Raw genomic sequence first — 18,663 nt, 5'->3', positions numbered from 1 at the left:
TCGTGTTCCACGGGTCGTTCTCGCACCCTTCTTGAATGCTGTCATAAAGGGTCAACCAACCGGAGCCACAGTTTCCCCACAAAGGCACCGGATAAGGTTGCGGGCATGACTCAGTCGCACCCCAGGATCAGCAAGGCTGTCATTCCCGCGGCCGGCCTCGGCACCCGGTTCCTGCCGGCCACCAAGGCCACTCCCAAGGAGATGCTGCCGGTTGTCGACAAGCCGGCGATCCAGTACGTGGTCGAGGAGGCCGTGTCGGCGGGGCTCGACGATGTCCTCATGATCACGGGACGCAACAAGCGTCCCCTCGAGGACCACTTCGACCGCAACTACGAGCTGGAATCGGCGCTCGAGAAGAAGGGTGACGCCGAACGGCTCGCGAAGGTGCAGGAGTCCAGCGACCTGGCGACCATGCACTACGTGCGCCAGGGCGACCCCAGGGGCCTCGGCCACGCCGTGCTGTGCGCCGCCCCGCACGTCGGCCACGAGCCCTTCGCGGTGCTTCTGGGTGACGACCTGATCGACCCGCGCGACCCGCTCCTGCAGCGCATGATCGAGATCCAGGAGCGGCACGGCGGCAGCGTGATCGCCCTCATGGAGGTCGCGCCCGAGCAGATCCACCTCTACGGCTGCGCGGCCGTGGAGGCGACCGCCGACGGCGACGTCGTCAAGGTGACCGGGCTGGTCGAGAAGCCGGACCCGGAGGACGCCCCGTCCAACTACGCCGTCATCGGCCGTTACGTCCTCGACCCGCACATCTTCGACATACTCCGCAAGACCGAGCCCGGCCGCGGCGGCGAGATCCAGCTCACCGACGCCCTCCAGCAACTCGCCGAGGACGAGAAGGTGGGCGGGCCGGTGCACGGCGTCGTCTTCCAGGGCCGCCGCTATGACACCGGTGACCGTGGCGACTACCTGCGTGCCATTGTCAGACTCGCGTGCGAACGTGAAGACCTGGGCCCGGACTTCCGGACCTGGCTTCGCAGTTACGTAGCCGAGGAGATGCAGCAATCTTGAGCAGCGCCGCGACCAGCCCCGCCGGCCCGGACGACCTGTGGTCGGTGGACGAGCACCTGGAGGACATCCTCTCGACCGTCCGCCCCCTCGAACCCATCGAGCTGCAACTGCTCGACGCCCAGGGCTGCGTCCTGGTCGAGGACGTGACGGTGCCCGTGTCCCTGCCGCCGTTCGACAACAGCTCCATGGACGGGTACGCGGTGCGGGTCGCGGACGTGGCGGGCGCCGGTGAGGAGTTCCCGGCCGCCCTGGAGGTCGTCGGGGACGTCGCGGCGGGCGCGGCCGACCCGGTCCGGGTCGGACCCGGTCAGGCCGCCCGCATCATGACCGGCGCCCCGCTGCCGCCCGGCGCCGAGGCCGTCGTCCCGGTGGAGTGGACGGACGGAGGACTCGGCGAGGGCCCGGTGAGCGGCATGCGGGCGCGCAGTCTGGCCCCCGAGGGCGCCCGGGGGCAGGTGCGTGTGCACCGGCCCGTCGAGGCACGCGCGCACGTGCGCGACCAGGGCAGCGACGTGAAGGCCGGAGACCGCGCCCTGGAGGCCGGGACGATCCTCGGCCCGCCGCAGATCGCGCTGCTGGCCGCGATCGGCCGCGGCACGGTCCGGGTGCGCCCGCGTCCGCGCGTGGTCGTCCTGTCCACCGGCAGCGAACTCGTGCAGCCCGGCGAGAACCTGGCCGGCGGCCAGATCTACGACTCCAACAGCTTCGCCCTGACCGCCGCCGCGCGGGACGCCGGAGCGATCGCCTACCGGGTGGGCGCCGTCGCCGACGACGCCGAGACCCTGCGCTCCACCATCGAGGACCAGCTCGTCCGCGCCGACCTGCTGGTGACCACGGGCGGGGTGAGCGTCGGGGCGTACGACGTCGTCAAGGAGGCGCTGTCGTACGCCGGCGACGCGGACGAGGCGGGCAGCGGGGTGGAGTTCCGCAAGCTCGCCATGCAGCCCGGCAAGCCCCAGGGCTTCGGTTCCGTCGGCCCCGACCACACGCCACTGCTGGCGCTGCCGGGCAACCCGGTGTCGTCGTACGTCTCCTTCGAGCTGTTCGTCCGCCCCGCCATTCGCGCCCTGATGGGCCTCCCGGACGTGCACCGGCCCCGGGTGCGGGCCACCCTGAAGGCGGACAAGGCACTGCGCTCGCCCAAGGGACGCCGGCAGTTCCTGCGCGGTGCGTACGGCGACGGCGAGGTGGTCCCCGTCGGCGGCGCCGGCTCGCACCTGATCGCGGCGCTGGCGCATGCCGACGCCCTGATCGTCGTCCCCGAGGACGTGGAGTCCGTCGAGCCCGGCACCGAGGTGGAAGTGGTCCTGCTCGGCTGAGCCCCGCTGGTTGGAGGTACCGTGTCGCGCACAACAGGCCCGTGCACCGCACTGTGACGGGCCCGGACCGGGAGCGGCACACACCATGGCTGAGTCATTCCGGGGGGAGACCCCCGGACCCCCTGCGCAGGACGGACTGACGCACATCGACGAGGCGGGCGCGGCCCGCATGGTCGACGTGTCCGGGAAGGACGTGACGGCGCGCACCGCCCGCGCCGCCGGCCGCGTACTCGTCTCACCCCGCGTGGTCGAGCTGCTGCGCGGCGAGGGGGTGCCCAAGGGCGACGCCCTCGCCACCGCGCGTATCGCCGGGATCATGGGTGCCAAGCGCACCCCGGACCTGATCCCGCTGTGCCACCCGTTGTCGGTGTCGGGTGTGAAACTGGACCTGTCGGTCGCGGACGACGCCGTGGAGATCCAGGCCACCGTGAAGACGACGGATCGTACGGGCGTCGAGATGGAGGCCCTCACCGCGGTGACGGTCGCCGCGCTCACCGTGATCGACATGGTCAAGGCGGTCGACAAGGGAGCGGTCATCACGGACGTACGCGTGGAGGAGAAGACGGGCGGCAAGTCGGGCGACTGGAGCAGGGCATGAGCTACCGCGCTCTCGTGGTCACCGCCTCCAACAGGGCTGCCGCGGGTGTCTACGAGGACAAGGGCGGCCCCTTGATCGCCGACGGCCTCAGGAGCTTCGGCTTCGACGTCGACGGCCCCCGGGTCGTCCCGGACGGGGACCCCGTGGAGGCGGCCCTGCGCGCGGGCGTCGACGCCGGGTACGACGCCATCGTCACCACCGGCGGCACCGGGATATCGCCCACCGACCGCACGCCCGAGGCGACCCGTGCGGTGCTCGACCACGAGGTGCCGGGCATCGCAGAGGCCATCCGGGCGTACGGGCGCCAGAAGGTCCCGGCGGCGGCGCTCTCGCGGGGCCTGGCCGGGGTGGCGGGGCGGACCCTGATCGTCAATCTGCCGGGCTCCACGGGCGGTGTGAAGGACGGCCTCGCCGTGCTGGAGCCCCTGCTGGTCCACGCGGTCGAGCAGATCCGCGGCGGCGACCACCCCAGACCCAGTAGCGGGGGTGCGAGCTGAACAGCCCTTCCTGGCCCGTCGTGCTGGCGGACGGCGATGTCGTCCTCCGGCCGATAAAGCTGCGCGACCAGCGGCCCTGGCGTGAGGTGAACCGGCGCAACCGGGACTGGCTGCGCCCCTGGGAGGCGACCATTCCGCCGCCCACGCCGAGCGGACCGATCACGCACCGGCCGACCTACCGCCAGATGGTCCGGCACCTGCGCTCCGAGGCCCACGCGGGCCGGATGCTGCCGTTCGTCATCGAGTACCAGGGGCGGCTCGTCGGGCAGTTGACCGTCGCCGGGATCACCTGGGGTTCGATGTGCTCGGGGCACATCGGCTACTGGGTGGACGAGGCGGTGGCCGGACGCGGAGTGATGCCGACGGCCGTCGCGCTCGTGGCGGACCACTGTTTCCGCACCGTCGGACTGCACCGCATCGAGGTCTGCATTCGCCCCGAGAACCGGCCCAGCCGCCGGGTCGTGGAGAAACTGGGATTCCGCGAGGAGGGACTCCGGCCGCGTTATCTCCACATCGACGGGGCCTGGCGCGACCACCTGGTGTTCGCGCTCACCGCGGAAGAGGTGCCCGACGGGTTGCTGGCGCGGTGGAAGCGGGCACGGTCCCAGCAGGCGCGGCAGAAACCCCAGAACACCGGAAATTGAATACGTGTTCGAAATTGATCGGTTGTTGACCGTCTCGGGGGCATTGAATTCGCACCTACGGTGGTCCGCTGATCGCATCGGTCGCAAAAAAAGCTGGAAATATCAGCCAGATCGTGCGACACACCGGCCCAATTGGCGGATGGCCTCGCGTAAACCCCTCTACGGTGTGAGACGTGAGCAGCAGCGGCCTCATCTACGCAGTCATTGTCGGGGCCTGGGCCGCCTACTTGGTGCCGATGTGGCTCCGTAGGCAGGACGAGCTGAACGAGGCCCGTCCGACGGAACGCTTCAGCACCGCCATCCGGCTGCTGTCCGGACGGGCGGGAATGGAGCGCCGGTACGCCAAGGACCTGCGGGCGCGCTCCGCCCAGGAGGGGGAGCCGGACACCGGCGACCCGGACGCCGTCACCGACTCGGTGGACGTCCGGGCCTTCGCCATGCCTCCGACCCGCCGTCAGGCGCACGCCGACGCCGAGCCCGAGGCGACCGGGAGGGCGGAACCGGCACGCGAACAGGCCGCCGCGCCCGCGTCCGGCCCCGCGTCCGCGCCCAAGCGAGTGCCGCCCGTGCGGCCCACGCCCTCGGCGCAGGCGGCCGCGGCACGAGCCCGGCGCTCGAAGGTCCTCGCGCGCCGCAGACGCACCACCGTCGTACTCTTCCTCGCCTTCACGCTCGGCGCGATCGTCGCCGCCGTCGGCGGACTCGCCTTCCTCTGGGCGCCTGCCGCCCCGGCCGTGCTGCTCAGCGGGTACATCGCGTATCTGCGCTCCCAGGAGCGCCGTCGCTTCGCCTACCAGATGGACCGCCGGCGCGCCGAGGCCGCCGCCCAGCGGCTGCGGGAACGCCAGCCGCGTCGGCGTGCACCCCTCGACACGGGCTCCGCCGCCGACGAACCGGAGGAGGCCCCACAGGCCGGGACGGACACCGGGCTCGCCGCGCTCGCGGCGGACCGGCGCGCCCTGGTCGAACAGACGGATCACGCCGAGTGGGTCGACCAGCAGCGGGAACGGCAGCGGCGGCCGGGCGGGGACAGCTGGGACCCGGTGCCGGTGCCCCTGCCGACCTATGTGACGGCACCGGTCGCGCCGCGCGCCACGTCCGACGTGGACCTGGGGGCGCCCGACACGTGGAGCTCGGCGCGCTCCAGCTCGGTCGCGCCGGAGCACGAGGCGAACCACGCGCCGACGGCCGGGGCGGACGAGCAGGTGCCCGCGTCCGCGGACAGGCCGGCGGACGCTCGCGGCGACGCGCTCCCGCACGCCCGGAAGGGCTCGCGCGGCGCAGTGCCCGGCGCGGCCGCGGCGCGCCGCGCGCGCGAGCGCGGACGCACGCCCCTCTTCGACCAGTACGAGGACGGCGACCGCCCGCGCGCGGCCAACGAGTGACTGCCGTCACGCCGCCGGAAGCCCGCCTCTGACCAGTCAGGGAACGGATTTCCAAGCACCCCGATGGGGATGCTAGAGTTTCACTCGTTGCAAGGGCCTGTGGCGCAGTCCGGTAGCGCACCTCGTTCGCATCGAGGGGGCCAGGGGTTCAAATCCCCTCAGGTCCACGCAGCATGAAGCCCCAGTCGGCGAAAGCCGACTGGGGCTTCATCGTGTCTACAGCTGCTTCGCGAAGCAGCGGCTTTCCTCGTGGTGGCGGTAGTAGCCGAACTTGGTGCAGGGCTCGTATCCGCAGGACGTGTACAGCGCGATGGCCTCCGGCTGCTTGCTGCCGGTCTCCAGGACCATGCGGGCACGGCCGGCCGCGCGGGCGTCCTCCTCCAGGGCCGCGAGGATGCGACGGGCCAGACCCCGGCCGCGCATGTCCGCTATGACGAACATGCGCTTCAGTTCGGCGTCGCCGTCCTCGTTGCCCTCCTCGTTGCGGTCCTGGCTGCGCCAGCCGCCGGTGGCCACGGGCCGGTCGAACGCGTCGTACGCGATCAGGTAGACGCCGTGGGGCGGGTCGAAGTCCGCCGTGTCGAGGGCGGTGGCGTCCCCCTCGGAGCCGTAGCGCTCGGCGTACTCGGCCTGGACCTCGTCGTTGAGCTTCACGGCGTCGGGGTGATCGAAACGAACGCGACGTATATTCATGCTGGGTATCGTACTTCTATGCAGACGGTTGGCCTCGGGCTTTGAGGACCCCGACCAGTGTGCCGGTATCGTGCCGGGGTGCTGACTGTGACCTCGGTGAACGTGAACGGGCTGCGGGCCGCTGCCAGGAAGGGCTTCGTGGAGTGGCTCGCGCAGACGGAGGCGGACGTCGTCTGCCTGCAGGAGGTGCGAGCCGAGCCGCACCAGCTGCCCGAGGAGGTACGGCGGCCCGACGGCTGGCACGTCGTGCACGCCCCGGCCGCCGCCAAGGGCCGCGCGGGTGTCTCCCTCTACACGCGGCGTGAACCCGACCGTGTCCGGGTCGGGTTCGGCTCGGCCGAGTTCGACGGCGGCGGGCGCTATGTCGAGGCCGACCTGCCCGGTGTCACGGTCGCCTCCCTCTATCTGCCCTCCGGAGAGGTCGGCACCGAGCGGCAGGACGAGAAGGTCCGTTTCATGGGGGAGTTCCTCGCCCATCTCAAGGTGCTGCGCGAGCGGGCCGCCGCCGACGGCCGCGAGGTGGTCGTGTGCGGCGACTGGAACATCGCCCACCAGCAGGCGGACCTCAAGAACTGGCGCGGCAACACCAAGAACTCCGGCTTCCTGCCCGAGGAGCGGGAGTGGCTCGACCGGGTCTTCGCCGCCGGCGAGGGCGGCTACGTCGACGTCGTACGCGCCCTGCACCCCGGGGTCGAGGGGCCGTACACCTGGTGGTCGTACCGGGGGCGGGCCTTCGACAACGATTCGGGATGGCGCATCGACTACCACGTCGCCACGCCCGGTCTCGCCGGGAAGGCCGTCAAGGGCTTCGTCGAGCGTGCGGCCACGCATGCCGAGCGCTGGTCCGACCATGCGCCGGTGACCGTCGTCTACGACCTCTAGTCCCGCTTGCTGATCCGCCGGTCCAGGGCCAGGGAGAGTTCGGCCTCCACCACGCTGCGGGCCAGGGGGCGCAGTCGGTGCAGGTCCTCCTCGGGGGCGTGGCGCAGGATCAGGGTGGCGAAGAGTTCGGCCAGGGCGTCGGCGTGTTCGCGGACGCGGGCGCCGGCGGCGAGGACCTCGGCGAGCGGGATGCCCTCGCGGACCAGGGCGGAGGATACGTCGAGCAGACGTCGGCTGATGTGGACGATCTCGTCGCCGTCGGTGCCGAGGTAGCCCAGCTCCATGGCGGCGGCGAGATTCTCGGGGGTGACCTCGCCCTCGAAGCGGGCGGCGAGCTCCTCCGGGGTGAGGCGGACCGGCTCCTCCTCGGTGGGAGTGCCGACGCCGAGCAGGTCGGCGACGTTCCGGCCCTGGTCGAGGGCCTCCGCGAGTTCGGCGATGCCGTTCAGGGTGTGGCCGCGCTCCAGCAGGGCGGCGATCGTGCGCAGGCGGGCCAGGTGGTGGTCGTCGTACCAGGCGATACGGCCCTCGCGCCGGGGTGGCGGGATCAGCTTGCGCTCGCGGTAGAAGCGCAGGGTGCGCACGGTGATGCCGGCGAGACGCGCCAGCTCCTCCATGCGGTACTCGCGCCCGCCTTCCTTGCGTTCTGCGTCCTCTGCCACGCCCGCAGCCTATGTTGTACCGCGGGTAACTTTCCTTCCCCGCCCCCCTACCGCTCGGTACGGAGCTGCTCTACAGTCCCATTGCGCCAGTGTTCACTGGCAGGGTTTCTGGGTTCCTAGGTGATGCGTGGAGGCTTCGTCGATGGCCGAGCACGAGCATGTACGGGTGGCGGTGATCGGGTCCGGGTTCGGCGGGCTGGGGGCCGCCGTGCGGCTGCGCCGCGAAGGGATCACCGACTTCGTCGTCCTGGAGCGGGCGGACAGCGTGGGAGGCACCTGGCGGGACAACAGTTACCCCGGGTGCGCCTGTGACGTGCCCTCCCACCTCTACTCCTTCTCCTTCGCGCCCAACCCCGACTGGCCGCGCACCTTCTCGGGGCAGCGGCACATCCGCGCCTATCTGGAGCACGTCACCGACCTCTTCGGACTGCGCCCGCACATCCGCTTCGACTCCGAGGTCAAGCTGATGACCTGGGACGCCGAGAACCTGTGGTGGCGGATCGACACCGCGCGTGGCACGCTCACCGCCGACGTCGTCGTCTCCGCCACCGGACCGCTGTCCGACCCGAAGATCCCCGAGATCCCGGGCCTGGACTCCTTCCCGGGCAAGGTGTTCCACTCCGCCCGCTGGGACCACGACTACGACCTGCGCGGCAAGCGCGTGGCCATGATCGGCACCGGCGCCTCCGCCATCCAGATCGTGCCCGCGATCCAGCGCGAGGTCGGCCGGCTCACCCTCTTCCAGCGCACCCCGCCGTGGGTGATGCCCCGGGTCGACCGCGCCATCAGCGGCGTCGAGCGCCGGCTGCACCGGGCCGTGCCCTTCACCACCCAGCTGAGGCGCGGCCTGCTGTGGGGCATCCGGGAACTGCAGGTCCAGGCGTTCACCAAGCACCCCGACGAACTCGGCCTGATCGAGCAGCTCGCCAAGCGCAACATGGCCCGCGCCATCAAGGACCCGGCCCTGCGCGCCAAGCTCACCCCCGACTACCGCATCGGCTGCAAGCGGATCCTGCTGTCCAGCGAGTACTACCCGGCGCTGGCCAAGCCGAATGTGGACGTCGTCGCCAGTGGGCTGGGCGAGATCCGTGGGTCGACCGTCGTGGCGGCCGATGGCACCGAGACCGAGGTCGACGCGATCATCTTCGGTACGGGTTTCCACGTCACGGACATGCCGATCGCCGAGCGGGTGGTCGGGGCGGACGGCATCACCCTCGCCGAGTCCTGGAAGAGCGGCATGCAGGCGCTGCGCGGTGCCGCGGCCGCCGGCTTCCCGAACTGGATGACGATCATCGGGCCCAACACCGGCCTCGGCAACTCCTCCATGATCCTCATGATCGAGTCCCAGCTGAACTACATGGCCGACTATCTGCGGCAACTGAGCGTCCTCGGTGGCCGTACGGCCCTCGATGCCCGGCCCGCGGCCGTCGAGGACTGGAACCACAAGGTCCAGGAGCGCATGAAGCGCACCGTGTGGAACACCGGCGGCTGCACCAGTTGGTACCTGGACGCGAGCGGCCGCAACACCACCATCTGGCCCGGTACGACCTCCGAGTTCCGGCGCGCGACGCGGCGGGTGGACCTCTCCGAGTACGAGGTCGTCCGCAAGCCGGCCGTGGTGTCCGGGAAGCAGAGCGAGGCCGTCGCATGAGCCGCCGAACCTCCGTGCCGGCCGCGGCCTTTGGGCCGTACGCGCCGCCCACCCCCGCCCGCGAACTCACCGTCGTCTCCGCCGACGGTGCCCGACTGCACGTCGAGGTGCACGGCCCCGAGGGCGCGCCCTGCGTGGTCCTCTCCCACGGCTGGACCTGCTCGACCGCCTTCTGGGCCGCGCAGATACGGGAACTGGCCACCGATCACCGCGTGATCGCCTACGACCAGAGGGGCCACGGGCGCAGCCCCGCGAGCCCCGCCTGCACCACGCAGGCGCTGGCGGACGACCTCGAAGCGGTGCTGGAGCAGACGCTCGCGCGCGGGGAGAAGGCGCTGATCGTCGGTCACTCCATGGGCGGGATGACGGTCATGGCCGCGGCCACCCGCCCCCGTTTCCGTGAACACGCCGCCGCCGTTCTGCTGTGCAGCACCGGCAGCTCGCGGCTGGTCGCCGAGGCGCGGGTGGTGCCGCTCGGCGCCGGGCGGGTACGCACCTGGATCACCGGGCGGGTCCTCGGCTCGCGTGCCCCCCTCGGACCGGTCACGCCGGTCGCGAAGAGCATCCTCAGGTACGCCACCATGGGCGCCGGTTCCGCCCCGCACATGGTGGAGGCGTGCGCGCGGATCGTGCACGCCTGCCCGCGCGCAGTGCGCCACGCCTGGTCGCGCGTGCTCGAGGCGCTCGATCTCGACCACGGCGTACGGGAGTTGCAGGCGCCCACCGCTGTCGTGCACGGCGCCTCCGACAAGCTCACGCCCCCCGTGCACGCCCGCGCCCTGGTCGCAGCGCTGCCGCACTGCGTCGGCCTCACCGAGCTGACCGGCGTCGGCCACATGACGCCGATCGAGGCCCCCGACCTGGTGACCGGCCGGATCCGGGAGCTCGTCACCACGTACGTCGTCGCGGAGAGCACCCCCGAAGCAACGGATTCCGCGCAGATCAAGGAGGGCGCATGAGCAGGGTCGGTCTCGAAGGGCAGGTCGCGGTCGTCACCGGAGCGGCGCGCGGTGTCGGTGAGCTGCTGGCGCGCAAGCTCTCCGCGCGCGGTGCGAAGGTCGCGCTGGTCGGCCTGGAGGAGGAGGCGCTCAAGGAGGTCTCCTCGCGCCTGCACAGCGACAGCGCCCACTGGTACGCCGACGTCACCGACCACGAGGCGATGAGCCGGGTCGCCGAGGAGGTGAAGGCGCGGTTCGGGAAGGTCGACATCGTGGTGGCCAACGCCGGTGTGGCGACGGGCGGTCCGTTCGCCGACTCCGATCCGCAGGCCTGGCGCCGAGTGATCGAGGTGAACCTGATCGGTTCGGCGGTGACCGCGCGGGCGTTCCTGCCGGTGCTGGTGGAGAGCCGGGGCTATCTGCTGCAGATCGCCTCGCTCGCCGCGATCACCCCGGCGCCGATGATGACGGCGTACTGCGCGTCCAAGTCGGGCGTGGAGGCGTACGCGCACAGTCTGCGCGCCGAGGTCGGCCACCAGGGCGTGCGCGTCGGCGTCGGGTACCTGTCCTGGACCGACACCGACATGGTGCGCGGTGCCGACCAGGACGACGTCATGCGGGAGTTGCGGCAGCGGCTGCCGTGGCCGTCGAACAAGACATACCCGCTGGGGCCGGCGGTCGAGCGGCTGGTCGCCGGGATCGAGCGGCGCTCGGCGCACGTGTACGGGCAGTGGTGGCTGCGCGGCATGCAGGGCGTGCGCGGGTATCTCCCGGCGCTCATCGGGACGGTCGGGCAGCGCGAGATGAAGCGGTTCGCGCCGCGCCTGCAGGGGATGCGCTCGGGGCTCGTCGGCGCAGGTGGGGCGGCGGACGAGGCGGCGCGTGCTACGCACCGTGACTGATCCACATGCGTTCCGTGGTCGCCCGTGTGAATCTGAGTGAGGCCCCACTGAGGGGCCATCCCCAACTCACCCACCACGGGAGTGAACCCACATGGGTATGAAGGACAAGGCCAACGAGTGGCAGGAACAGGGCAAGCAGAAGCTCGGCGAGGCCCGTGAGCGGGCCGGCCAGCAGCAGTCCCAGCGTGGTCAGCAGCAGTCCCAGCGTGGTCAGCAGCAGTCGCAGCGTGGCCAGCAGTCGCAGCGCGGTCGCGAGAACATGCGCGACATCGAGGACACCGAAGCGGAGATGGAAGACCGCTTCGACCGGGACTACGACGCGTAGTCGCTGCACTCGGCTTTGGCCGGATCGGCGTGGGGCGCCCTTCTTCGCGAAGGGAGCCCTGCGCTGGTTTTCTACCGGCGAGGTGGCAGCTTCGGGCGGGAGCGGTTGGGGACCTCGCTGTGGTCGGGGGGAATGGCGGCGGGGTTGGTCTCCAGGAGGTCCAGGGCCAGTTGGATGGCGTCGTCCATCTGGGCATGACGGCCTTCCGCCCAGTCCAGCGGGGTGCGCATGATCTCCAGGTCGGGGGCGACTCCGTGGTTCTCCACGGACCAGCCGTAGGCGTCGAACCAGGCCGCATTCATCGGGACGGTGATGACGGTGCCGTCGCCGAGGCGGTGGCGGCCGGTCATGCCGACCACGCCGCCCCAGGTGCGCTGACCGACGACCGGGCCGAGCTTCAGCAGCTTGAACGCGGCCGTGATCATGTCACCGTCCGAGGAGGTCGCCTCGTCGGCCAGGGCGACCACCGGCCCCCTCGGCGCGTTGGAGGTGTACGACACCGGTTGCGCGTCCCGCGTCAGGTCCCAGCCCAGGATGGTCCGGGTCAGCTTCTCGATGACGAGTTCGCTGATGTGCCCGCCCGCGTTGCCGCGCACGTCCACGATCAGGGCGGGACGGGAGACCTCCATGCGCAGGTCGCGGTTGAACTGGGCCCAGCCGGAGCCGCCCATGTCGGGGATGTGCAGGTAGCCGCACTTGCCGCCGCTCAGCTCCCGGACCACCTCGCGGCGTTTGGCGACCCAGTCCTGGTAGCGCAGCGGCCGTTCGTCGATGAGCGGGACGACGGCGACCCGGCGGGCGCGGCCCGGCTTCCCCTCCGGCGGGGTGAAGGTCAGCTCCACGGTCGTACCACCGGAGCCGGCGAGGAGGGGGAACGGCCCGGTGACCGGATCGACCGGGCGGCCGTCGACGTGGGTGAGGACGGCGCCCTCGCGGATGCCCGTGCCGGCCAGCGGTGAACGGGCCTTGGAGTCCGATGAGTCGCCGGGCAGGATGCGTTTGACCGTCCAGCCGCCGTCGCGGCGCACGAGGTTGGCGCCGAGGAGACCCTGCCAGCGCTGGTAGTGGGGCGGGCCCTCGTTGCGGCGGGCGGCGGTGACGTAGGCGTGCGAGGTGCCGAGTTCGCCGAGGACCTCCCGCATGAGGTCGGCGAACTCGTCGGGGGAGGTGACCCGTTCGACGAGCGGCCGGTACTGGTCGAGCACGGCGTCCCAGTCGATGCCGCACATGCCGGGGTCCCAGAAGTAGGCGCGGATGATCCGTCCCGCCTCGTCGTACGCCTGGCGCCACTCGGCCGGCGGGTCGACCACGTGCAGGATGCGGCGCAGGTCGATCCAGACGGTGGTGTCGATGTCGCCCATCTCCGTGGCGGGCACCGCGCGCAGGTCGCCCTCGTCCACGACGACCAGCCGGGTGCCGTCGCCGCTCACCGTGAACCAGTCCAGGTGGTCGACCAGTTCGGACTTCTTGGCCTTGGTGAGGTTGAAGTACTCCAGGGTCGGCCGGCCGCTGATGTCGGCCGGGTTGGCGAAGGTCTCGCCGAGCGCGCCGGAGATGGGCCAGCGCAGCCAGACCAGTCCGCCGCCGGCGACCGGGTACAGCGCCGAGTACTTGGAGGCGATCACCGGGAACGGCGTGACCCGCATCGCCAGACCCTCCACCTCCACGGTCACCGTGCCGGCCTCGCCCGTCTCCTCCTCCTCGACGGGGTCGAGCCCGCCGGCGGCCGGACGGCCCTCCGGGTTCAGGGCGAAGGGCGAGGGGGTCGCCGAGTTCAGCGGGACGAGGTACGGGCGGCAGCCGAGCGGGAAGGACAGGTCGCCGGTGTGGACGTCGTACACCGGGTCGAAGCCGCGCCAGGAGAGGAAGGCGAGGTAGCGGCCGTCGCGGGTGAAGACGGGGTTCTCGTCCTCGAAGCGGCCGTTGGTCACGTCCACGATCATCCGGTCCTTGATGCGGGCCAGCTTGATCTGGCGCAGGGAGCGGCCGATGCCCGGGTGGGACCAGGTCAGCCACGCGCCGTCCGGCGAGAAGGCGAGGTCGCGGACGGGCCCGTTGATGGAACGGATCAACTCGGTGACCCGGCCTCCGACGTCCCCCGAGGCTTCGCCGCCCAGGTCGCCGACGGCTTCCGGCGATTCGGTGTCCTGCTCGCCGGTGGTTTCCGCGGGTCGGGTGTCCTCGACTCCGGCGGCTTCCGCGTGTTCGGTGCCCTGGCCTCCGGCGGCATCTGTGGCTCGGGCGCCCCGGTCTGCGGCGGCTTCCGCGGGTTCGATGCCCCGGTCTGCGGCGGCATCTGTGGCTTGGGCGCCCCGGTCTGCGGCGGCTTCCGTGGGTTGGGTGTCCTGGCCTCCGGTGGCATCTGTGGCTTGGGCGCCCCGGTCTGCGGCGGCTTCCGTGGGTTGGGTGTCCTGGCCTCCGGCGGTATCTGTGGCTTGGGCGCCCCGGTCTGTGGCGGCTTCCGTGGGTTGGGTGTCCTGGCCTCCGGTGGCATCTGTGGCTTGGGCGCCCCCGTCTGCGGCGGCTTCCGCGGGGTCGGTGCCCCGGCCTCCGGTGGCTTCCGCCGCGCCGGTGTCCTGACCTCCGGCGGCTTCTGCGGGTTCGGTGTCCTGGTGGTCGGCGCCTGCCACGCCTTCGGTGTCCTGGGCGTCGGTGGTGGCCGTGGGCCCGGTGTCCTGGGCGTCGGTGGTGGCCGTTGGTTCGGTGTCCTGGGCGTCGGTGTCCGTCGTGGCGCCGAGCTCCTCACCCGCCTCCTCCGCGACGTCGATCAACAGCAGGCGCCCGTCGTGCGACGCGATCGCCAGCCGTTCGCCCAGTGGGTCGGAGACCATCTCCAGGACGCGGCCCAGCCGGCCGGAGGCGAGGCGGTGGTGGGGGCGGTCGCCGGTCGCGCGGGGCAGCTGGGCGAGCTCGACGGCGTCCTCGCCCTCGGCGTCGGTGACGTACGCGACCTGGCCGGTCGTCCCCAGCATCTCCGGCAGCCGTACCCGTACGCCGGGCGTGTCGGCGATCGTACGGGCGGGGCCGTCGCGGTGAGTGAGCCAGTACAGGCTGCCGCGTACGACGACGGCGCTGGCCCGGCCGGTGTCGTCCACGGAGATGCCGTCGACGTTCTGCGCGGCCGGCACCTGGTAGCGGCGGCGGCCGGTGGCGGGCCCGGAGAGGCGGACGTCCAGCTTGCGCGGTACGGCGCCGGGGGAGAGGTCGTCCACCAGCCACAGCTCGCCCGCGCACTGGTAGACCACCCGGGTGCCGTCGCTGGAGGCGTGCCGGGCGTAGAAGGCGTCGTGGTCGGTGTGGCGGCGCAGGTCGGTGCCGTCGTGGGCGCAGGAGTAGAGGTTGCCGACGCCCTCGTGGTCGGAGAGGAAGGCGATCCGGCCGGCGACGAACATGGGGGAGGCCAGATGGCCGCCGATATCGGGCACGAGTTGCCGTCCGTGCAGCCACAGGCGGCCCATGGCGCCGCCGCGGTAGCGCTTCCAGGAGGCCGGTTCGTGCGGTGGGGTGCCGGTGAGCAGGAGGGTCTTGTGCTCGCCGGCGACGTCGGCGACCTGGATGTCGGCGACCGGCCCCCAGGGCAGCCGCCCGCCGGGGTCGCCGTCGGTGGGGACCTTGTAGGCCCAGGTGAAGTAGGAGAAGGGCTGACCGTGGGAGGCGACGGCCAGGATGTCGCCCTCGGGGGTCCAGCCGCACACCTGGGTGTCGGAACTGCCCCAGTACGTCAGCTGCCGCTCGGGGCCGCCCTCGACGCCGACGAGATGGATCTCGGGCACGAGGCTGTGCCAGGTCGTGTAGGCGATCCGGCGGCCGTCGGGCGAGAAGCGCGGGTGCCCGGTCTTCGTACGGTCCGCGGTGAGCCGCCAGGCACGGCCCGCCGTATCGAGCGGGGCCAGCCAGAGGTCGTCCTCGGCCACGAAGCACAGCAGGTCGCCGTAGAGGTGGGGATGGCGCAGATAGCTCACCACCCCATGCTTTTCCGCCCGGTGGGGCCCAGCAACTTATGCGGCGCTCACGGCCGTGACCCAAGACACGTACGAAACGGTTTCGTTTCGCATGGACTCAGGGTATCTTCATGGTGGTACGAAGCAGGACGCTCCGGAGTGGGAAGGTGAGTGGCATGACCGAGGTTGTCGCAGCGGCACGTCGCAGCCGGATCACACCCGAGCGTGAGGCCGAGTTGTACGGGGCAGTGCTCGACCTGCTCCGTGAGGTCGGCTACGACGCCCTCACCATGGACGCCGTCGCCGCCCGCACCCGGTCCAGCAAGGCCACCCTCTACCGCCAGTGGGGCGGCAAGGCCGAGCTGGTGGCGAAGGCGGTGCGGCACAGCAAGCCGGGCGGTTCCGCCGACGACGTCGACACCGGATCGCTCAGGGGCGACCTGCACGCCCTCACCCTGCGCTCGGACGACTGCGAGATGGAACAGAACTCCGCGCTCATGCGGGGCCTGGCGATGGCCGTCCACGGCAATCCCGACCTCCTGCGGGCGTTCAAGGACCATCTCATCGAGCCGGAGATGGCGGAGTTCCGCCGCGTGCTGCAGCGGGCGATCGACCGGGGCGAGGTCCGTGCGGACAACCCCGCGATCGACTACGTGATGCACATGATGATCGGCGGGTTCGCAGCCCGCTCGCTCATCGACGAGCAGCCGCCGACCCAGGCCTTCCTCCTGTCGTACATCGACGCCGTGGTCCTCCCCGCCCTCGGCGCCACCACCAGCTGATCGCCCTCTGATCCCCGAGCAAGCCCACCACCTGACGTCACCGCTCACGTCGTCGGGCTGATCACCCCTGCCCTGATGAACCCCACGACCTGACCGGGAGTACGCCTCCGTGGCCACGTTTCTGTACAAACTCGGCCGTCTCGCCTTCCGGCGACGGCACTTCGTCGCCCTGATATGGGTCGCGCTGCTCACCCTCGCCGGGGTGGGCGCCGCCTCCGCGCCGCCCGCCGGCAACACGTCCTTCTCCATCCCCGGCACCGAGGCGCAGAAGGCCTTCGACCTGCTGGAACAGCGCTTCCCCGGGATGAGCGCCGACGGCGCCACCGCACGGGTCGTCTTCAAGGCGCCCGGCGGCGAGAAGATGACCGACGCCGGCAACAAGGCGGCCGTCGAGAAGACCGTCAAGGAACTGAAGAGCGGCTCCGAGGTCACCTCGGTCGCCGACCCCTACGCCGGGCACGCCGTCAGCAAGAACGGCACGATCGCCTACGCCTCGGTGAAGTACAAGGTCTCCGGCATGGAGCTGAAGGACACCTCCCGGGACGCCCTGAAGGAGGCCGCGCAGCACGCGCGGGACGCCGGGCTGACCGTCGAGGTCGGCGGTGACGCGCTCACCGCGACGCCGGAGACGGGCTCCAGCGAGGCCATCGGCATCGTGATCGCCGCCGTGGTCCTCGTCATCACCTTCGGCTCGCTGCTCGCGGCCGGATTCCCGCTGCTCACCGCCCTCATCGGCGTCGGCATCGGCGTATCCACCATCACCGCGCTCGCCAGCGCCCTGGACCTCGGCACCACCACCTCCACCCTGGCGTCCATGATCGGTCTGGCCGTCGGCATCGACTACGCCCTCTTCATCGTCTCCCGCTACCGCGCCGAACTGGCCGAGGGCCGCGAGCGCGAGGAAGCGGCCGGACGGGCCGTCGGCACGGCGGGCTCGGCCGTCGTCTTCGCCGGTCTCACCGTCGTCATCGCCCTGGTCGGCCTGTCGGTCGTCAACATCCCGATGCTGACCAAGATGGGCGTCGCGGCGGCCGGCACCGTCGCCATCGCCGTCCTCATCGCGCTGACGCTGATCCCGGCGCTGCTCGGCTACGCGGGCCGCAGGGTCAAGCCGGCGGGCCAGAAGAGCAAGCTGCTCGGCGGCGGCCGTACGCCGAAGAAGCCGGGCCGCCCCAACATGGGCACCCGCTGGGCGAGCTTCGTCGTACGCCGCCCGGTCGCCGTCCTGCTGCTCGGTGTGCTCGGCCTCGGCGCGGCGGCGATCCCGGCCGCCTCCCTGGAGCTGGGCCTGCCCGACGACGGCTCCCAGCCCACCTCCACCACCCAGCGCCGCGCCTACGACCTGCTCTCCGAGGGCTTCGGGCCCGGCTTCAACGGCCCGCTGATGGTCGTGGTCGACGCCAAGGGCAGCGAGCACCCCAAGGCGGCGTTCACCAAGGTCGGCGACGAGATCAAGGGCCTCAAGGACGTCGTCACGGTCACCCCGGCCGTGCCCAACAAGGCCGGCGACACCGCGACCATCACCGTCGTACCCGGGTCCAAGCCGTCCTCGCAGACGACCGAGGACCTGGTGCACACCATCCGTGACAAGGGCGTCGACATCGCCCGGTCGACGGACTCCAAGATCCTGGTCACCGGTACGACGGCGATGAACATCGACGTCTCGCAGAAGCTGAACGACGCCCTCCTGCCCTACCTGGCGCTGGTGGTGGGCCTCGCGTTCCTGCTGCTGATCGTGGTCTTCCGCTCGATCCTCGTCCCGCTGAAGGCGGCCCTCGGCTTCCTGCTCAGCGTGCTCGCGGCCCTCGGCGCGGTCGTCGCGGTCTTCCAGTGGGGCTGGCTGTCCGGCCTGATGAACGTCGAGCAGACCGGCCCGGTCATGTCGATGATGCCGATCTTCATGGTGGGTGTCGTCTTCGGCCTGGCGATGGACTACGAGGTCTTCCTCGTGACCCGGATGCGGGAGGCGTACGTCCACGGCGAGAAGCCCAGCCAGGCCGTGGTGACCGGCTTCAAGCACGGGGCACGGGTCGTGACCGCGGCCGCCGTCATCATGATCGCCGTCTTCTCCGGCTTCATCGGCTCCAGCGAGGCGATGGTCAAGATGATCGGCTTCGGCCTCGCGGTCGCCGTCTTCTTCGACGCGTTCATCGTCCGCATGGCCGTCGTCCCCGCGGTGCTCGCCCTGCTCGGCAAGCGGGCCTGGTGGCTGCCGAAGTGGCTCGACCGCGCGCTGCCCAACGTGGACGTCGAGGGCGAGGGCCTGCGCGCCCAGTCGGAAGCGCGGCGCAAGGACGCCGACCCCGACGAGGAGAAGGAGCTGGTACGGGCCTGACGTACCGCTTCTGACAGAGCGGCCGGTGAGGGTGCCCGTGGGGACGGGGCTGCACCCTCACCGGCATTCTGTCGCCCCCCTGCAAAACGCCG

The 18,663-nt window shown here is 71.4% G+C and carries 16 protein-coding genes and 1 tRNA gene; 14 read left to right on the top strand and 3 right to left on the bottom strand.

The annotated features are described in order from the left end of the window. Window positions 1-105 precede the first annotated feature (105 nt). The 7 genes from galU to AB0D93_RS06700 all read left to right on the top strand — a co-directional run bounded on the left by galU (window position 106) and on the right by AB0D93_RS06700 (window position 5,627). Entirely contained in the window at window positions 106-1,017 is a 912-nt protein-coding gene (gene galU / locus AB0D93_RS06730) for a UTP--glucose-1-phosphate uridylyltransferase GalU (protein WP_362114084.1), read from the top strand. Beyond that, entirely contained in the window at window positions 1,014-2,336 is a 1,323-nt protein-coding gene (gene glp, locus AB0D93_RS06725) for a gephyrin-like molybdotransferase Glp (protein WP_362114081.1), read from the top strand. The genes galU and glp overlap by 4 nt, the downstream gene beginning before the upstream one ends. A gap of 85 nt (window positions 2,337-2,421) precedes the next feature. Continuing rightward, window positions 2,422-2,934, top strand: a complete 513-nt coding sequence (gene moaC, locus AB0D93_RS06720; RefSeq protein ID WP_362114078.1) for a cyclic pyranopterin monophosphate synthase MoaC — start codon at window positions 2,422-2,424, stop codon at window positions 2,932-2,934. Next, the gene (locus AB0D93_RS06715) at window positions 2,931-3,431 is read left to right on the top strand and encodes a MogA/MoaB family molybdenum cofactor biosynthesis protein (RefSeq protein WP_362114075.1); all 501 of its coding nucleotides are present in this window, start codon (window positions 2,931-2,933) and stop codon (window positions 3,429-3,431) included. Before moaC ends, AB0D93_RS06715 begins: the two co-directional genes overlap by 4 nt. Before the next feature lie 20 nt (window positions 3,432-3,451). After that, on the top strand, window positions 3,452-4,075 hold the full coding sequence (locus AB0D93_RS06710) for a GNAT family protein (protein WP_362114072.1): 624 nt from the start codon (window positions 3,452-3,454) through the stop codon (window positions 4,073-4,075). Between the two features lie 173 nt (window positions 4,076-4,248). Next, entirely contained in the window at window positions 4,249-5,460 is a 1,212-nt protein-coding gene (gene glpR, locus AB0D93_RS06705) for a gephyrin-like molybdotransferase receptor GlpR (protein ID WP_362114069.1), read from the top strand. Window positions 5,461-5,553: 93 nt separating this feature from the next. Beyond that, window positions 5,554-5,627, top strand: a tRNA-Ala gene (locus tag AB0D93_RS06700). A gap of 49 nt (window positions 5,628-5,676) precedes the next feature. Here AB0D93_RS06700 and AB0D93_RS06695 read toward each other — a convergent pair. Then, a complete protein-coding gene (locus AB0D93_RS06695) occupies window positions 5,677-6,153 on the bottom strand; it encodes a GNAT family N-acetyltransferase (RefSeq protein WP_362114066.1) in 477 nt (158 codons plus the stop codon). A 78-nt stretch (window positions 6,154-6,231) separates the two neighbouring features. On the opposite strand from AB0D93_RS06695, the gene AB0D93_RS06690 reads away from it, so the two are divergent. After that, window positions 6,232-7,035 carry an exodeoxyribonuclease III gene (locus tag AB0D93_RS06690; protein WP_362114063.1) on the top strand — a complete coding sequence of 268 codons (804 nt, stop codon included), beginning with the start codon at window positions 6,232-6,234 and terminating at the stop codon, window positions 7,033-7,035. Here AB0D93_RS06690 and AB0D93_RS06685 read toward each other — a convergent pair. Continuing rightward, entirely contained in the window at window positions 7,032-7,652 is a 621-nt protein-coding gene (locus AB0D93_RS06685) for a MerR family transcriptional regulator (RefSeq protein WP_362115068.1), read from the bottom strand. The genes AB0D93_RS06690 and AB0D93_RS06685 overlap by 4 nt on opposite strands. Before the next feature lie 187 nt (window positions 7,653-7,839). On the opposite strand from AB0D93_RS06685, the gene AB0D93_RS06680 reads away from it, so the two are divergent. The 4 genes from AB0D93_RS06680 (at window position 7,840) to AB0D93_RS06665 (ending at window position 11,513) form a co-directional block, all read left to right on the top strand. Next, on the top strand, window positions 7,840-9,348 hold the full coding sequence (locus AB0D93_RS06680; RefSeq protein ID WP_362114060.1) for an NAD(P)/FAD-dependent oxidoreductase: 1,509 nt from the start codon (window positions 7,840-7,842) through the stop codon (window positions 9,346-9,348). Continuing rightward, window positions 9,345-10,307 (top strand): alpha/beta hydrolase, encoded by a 963-nt coding sequence (locus tag AB0D93_RS06675; protein ID WP_362114057.1) that lies wholly within the window; start codon window positions 9,345-9,347, stop codon window positions 10,305-10,307. The genes AB0D93_RS06680 and AB0D93_RS06675 overlap by 4 nt, the downstream gene beginning before the upstream one ends. Beyond that, entirely contained in the window at window positions 10,304-11,188 is an 885-nt protein-coding gene (locus AB0D93_RS06670; protein ID WP_362114054.1) for an SDR family oxidoreductase, read from the top strand. The genes AB0D93_RS06675 and AB0D93_RS06670 overlap by 4 nt, the downstream gene beginning before the upstream one ends. A 91-nt stretch (window positions 11,189-11,279) precedes the next feature. After that, complete coding sequence (locus AB0D93_RS06665) at window positions 11,280-11,513, top strand: hypothetical protein (protein ID WP_362114051.1); 234 nt, start codon at window positions 11,280-11,282, stop codon at window positions 11,511-11,513. Between the two features lie 71 nt (window positions 11,514-11,584). Here the strand turns inward: AB0D93_RS06665 and AB0D93_RS06660 are convergent, their stop codons facing one another. Further along, window positions 11,585-15,475, bottom strand: a complete 3,891-nt coding sequence (locus AB0D93_RS06660; RefSeq protein WP_362114048.1) for a S41 family peptidase — start codon at window positions 15,473-15,475, stop codon at window positions 11,585-11,587. 155 nt (window positions 15,476-15,630) lie between these two features. Here AB0D93_RS06660 and AB0D93_RS06655 point away from each other — a divergent pair, with 155 nt between their 5' ends. Beyond that, the gene (locus AB0D93_RS06655) at window positions 15,631-16,236 is read left to right on the top strand and encodes a TetR/AcrR family transcriptional regulator (RefSeq protein ID WP_362114045.1); all 606 of its coding nucleotides are present in this window, start codon (window positions 15,631-15,633) and stop codon (window positions 16,234-16,236) included. 109 nt (window positions 16,237-16,345) lie between these two features. Then, on the top strand, window positions 16,346-18,571 hold the full coding sequence (locus AB0D93_RS06650) for an MMPL family transporter (protein WP_362114042.1): 2,226 nt from the start codon (window positions 16,346-16,348) through the stop codon (window positions 18,569-18,571). The last annotated feature ends 92 nt before the right edge of the window (window positions 18,572-18,663 follow it).

This window comes from Streptomyces sp. NPDC048191 (genome assembly GCF_040652655.1).
GTDB lineage: Bacteria > Actinomycetota > Actinomycetes > Streptomycetales > Streptomycetaceae > Streptomyces.
This window is presented reverse-complemented; position numbering and strand designations above follow the sequence as displayed.

Bases quoted from the DNA above. Each gene is read 5' to 3' on its own strand.
- AB0D93_RS06680 (WP_362114060.1), top strand. From the start codon at position 7,840: ATGGCCGAGCACGAGCATGTACGGGTGGCGGTGATCGGGTCCGGGTTC.
- AB0D93_RS06670 (WP_362114054.1), top strand. From the start codon at position 10,304: ATGAGCAGGGTCGGTCTCGAAGGGCAGGTCGCGGTCGTCACCGGAGCG.
- moaC (WP_362114078.1), top strand. From the start codon at position 2,422: ATGGCTGAGTCATTCCGGGGGGAGACCCCCGGACCCCCTGCGCAGGAC.
- AB0D93_RS06695 (WP_362114066.1), bottom strand. From the start codon at position 6,153: ATGAATATACGTCGCGTTCGTTTCGATCACCCCGACGCCGTGAAGCTC.
- AB0D93_RS06685 (WP_362115068.1), bottom strand. From the start codon at position 7,652: ATGGAGGAGCTGGCGCGTCTCGCCGGCATCACCGTGCGCACCCTGCGC.
- AB0D93_RS06665 (WP_362114051.1), top strand. From the start codon at position 11,280: ATGGGTATGAAGGACAAGGCCAACGAGTGGCAGGAACAGGGCAAGCAG.
- AB0D93_RS06655 (WP_362114045.1), top strand. From the start codon at position 15,631: ATGACCGAGGTTGTCGCAGCGGCACGTCGCAGCCGGATCACACCCGAG.
- AB0D93_RS06675 (WP_362114057.1), top strand. From the start codon at position 9,345: ATGAGCCGCCGAACCTCCGTGCCGGCCGCGGCCTTTGGGCCGTACGCG.
- AB0D93_RS06715 (WP_362114075.1), top strand. From the start codon at position 2,931: ATGAGCTACCGCGCTCTCGTGGTCACCGCCTCCAACAGGGCTGCCGCG.
- galU (WP_362114084.1), top strand. From the start codon at position 106: ATGACTCAGTCGCACCCCAGGATCAGCAAGGCTGTCATTCCCGCGGCC.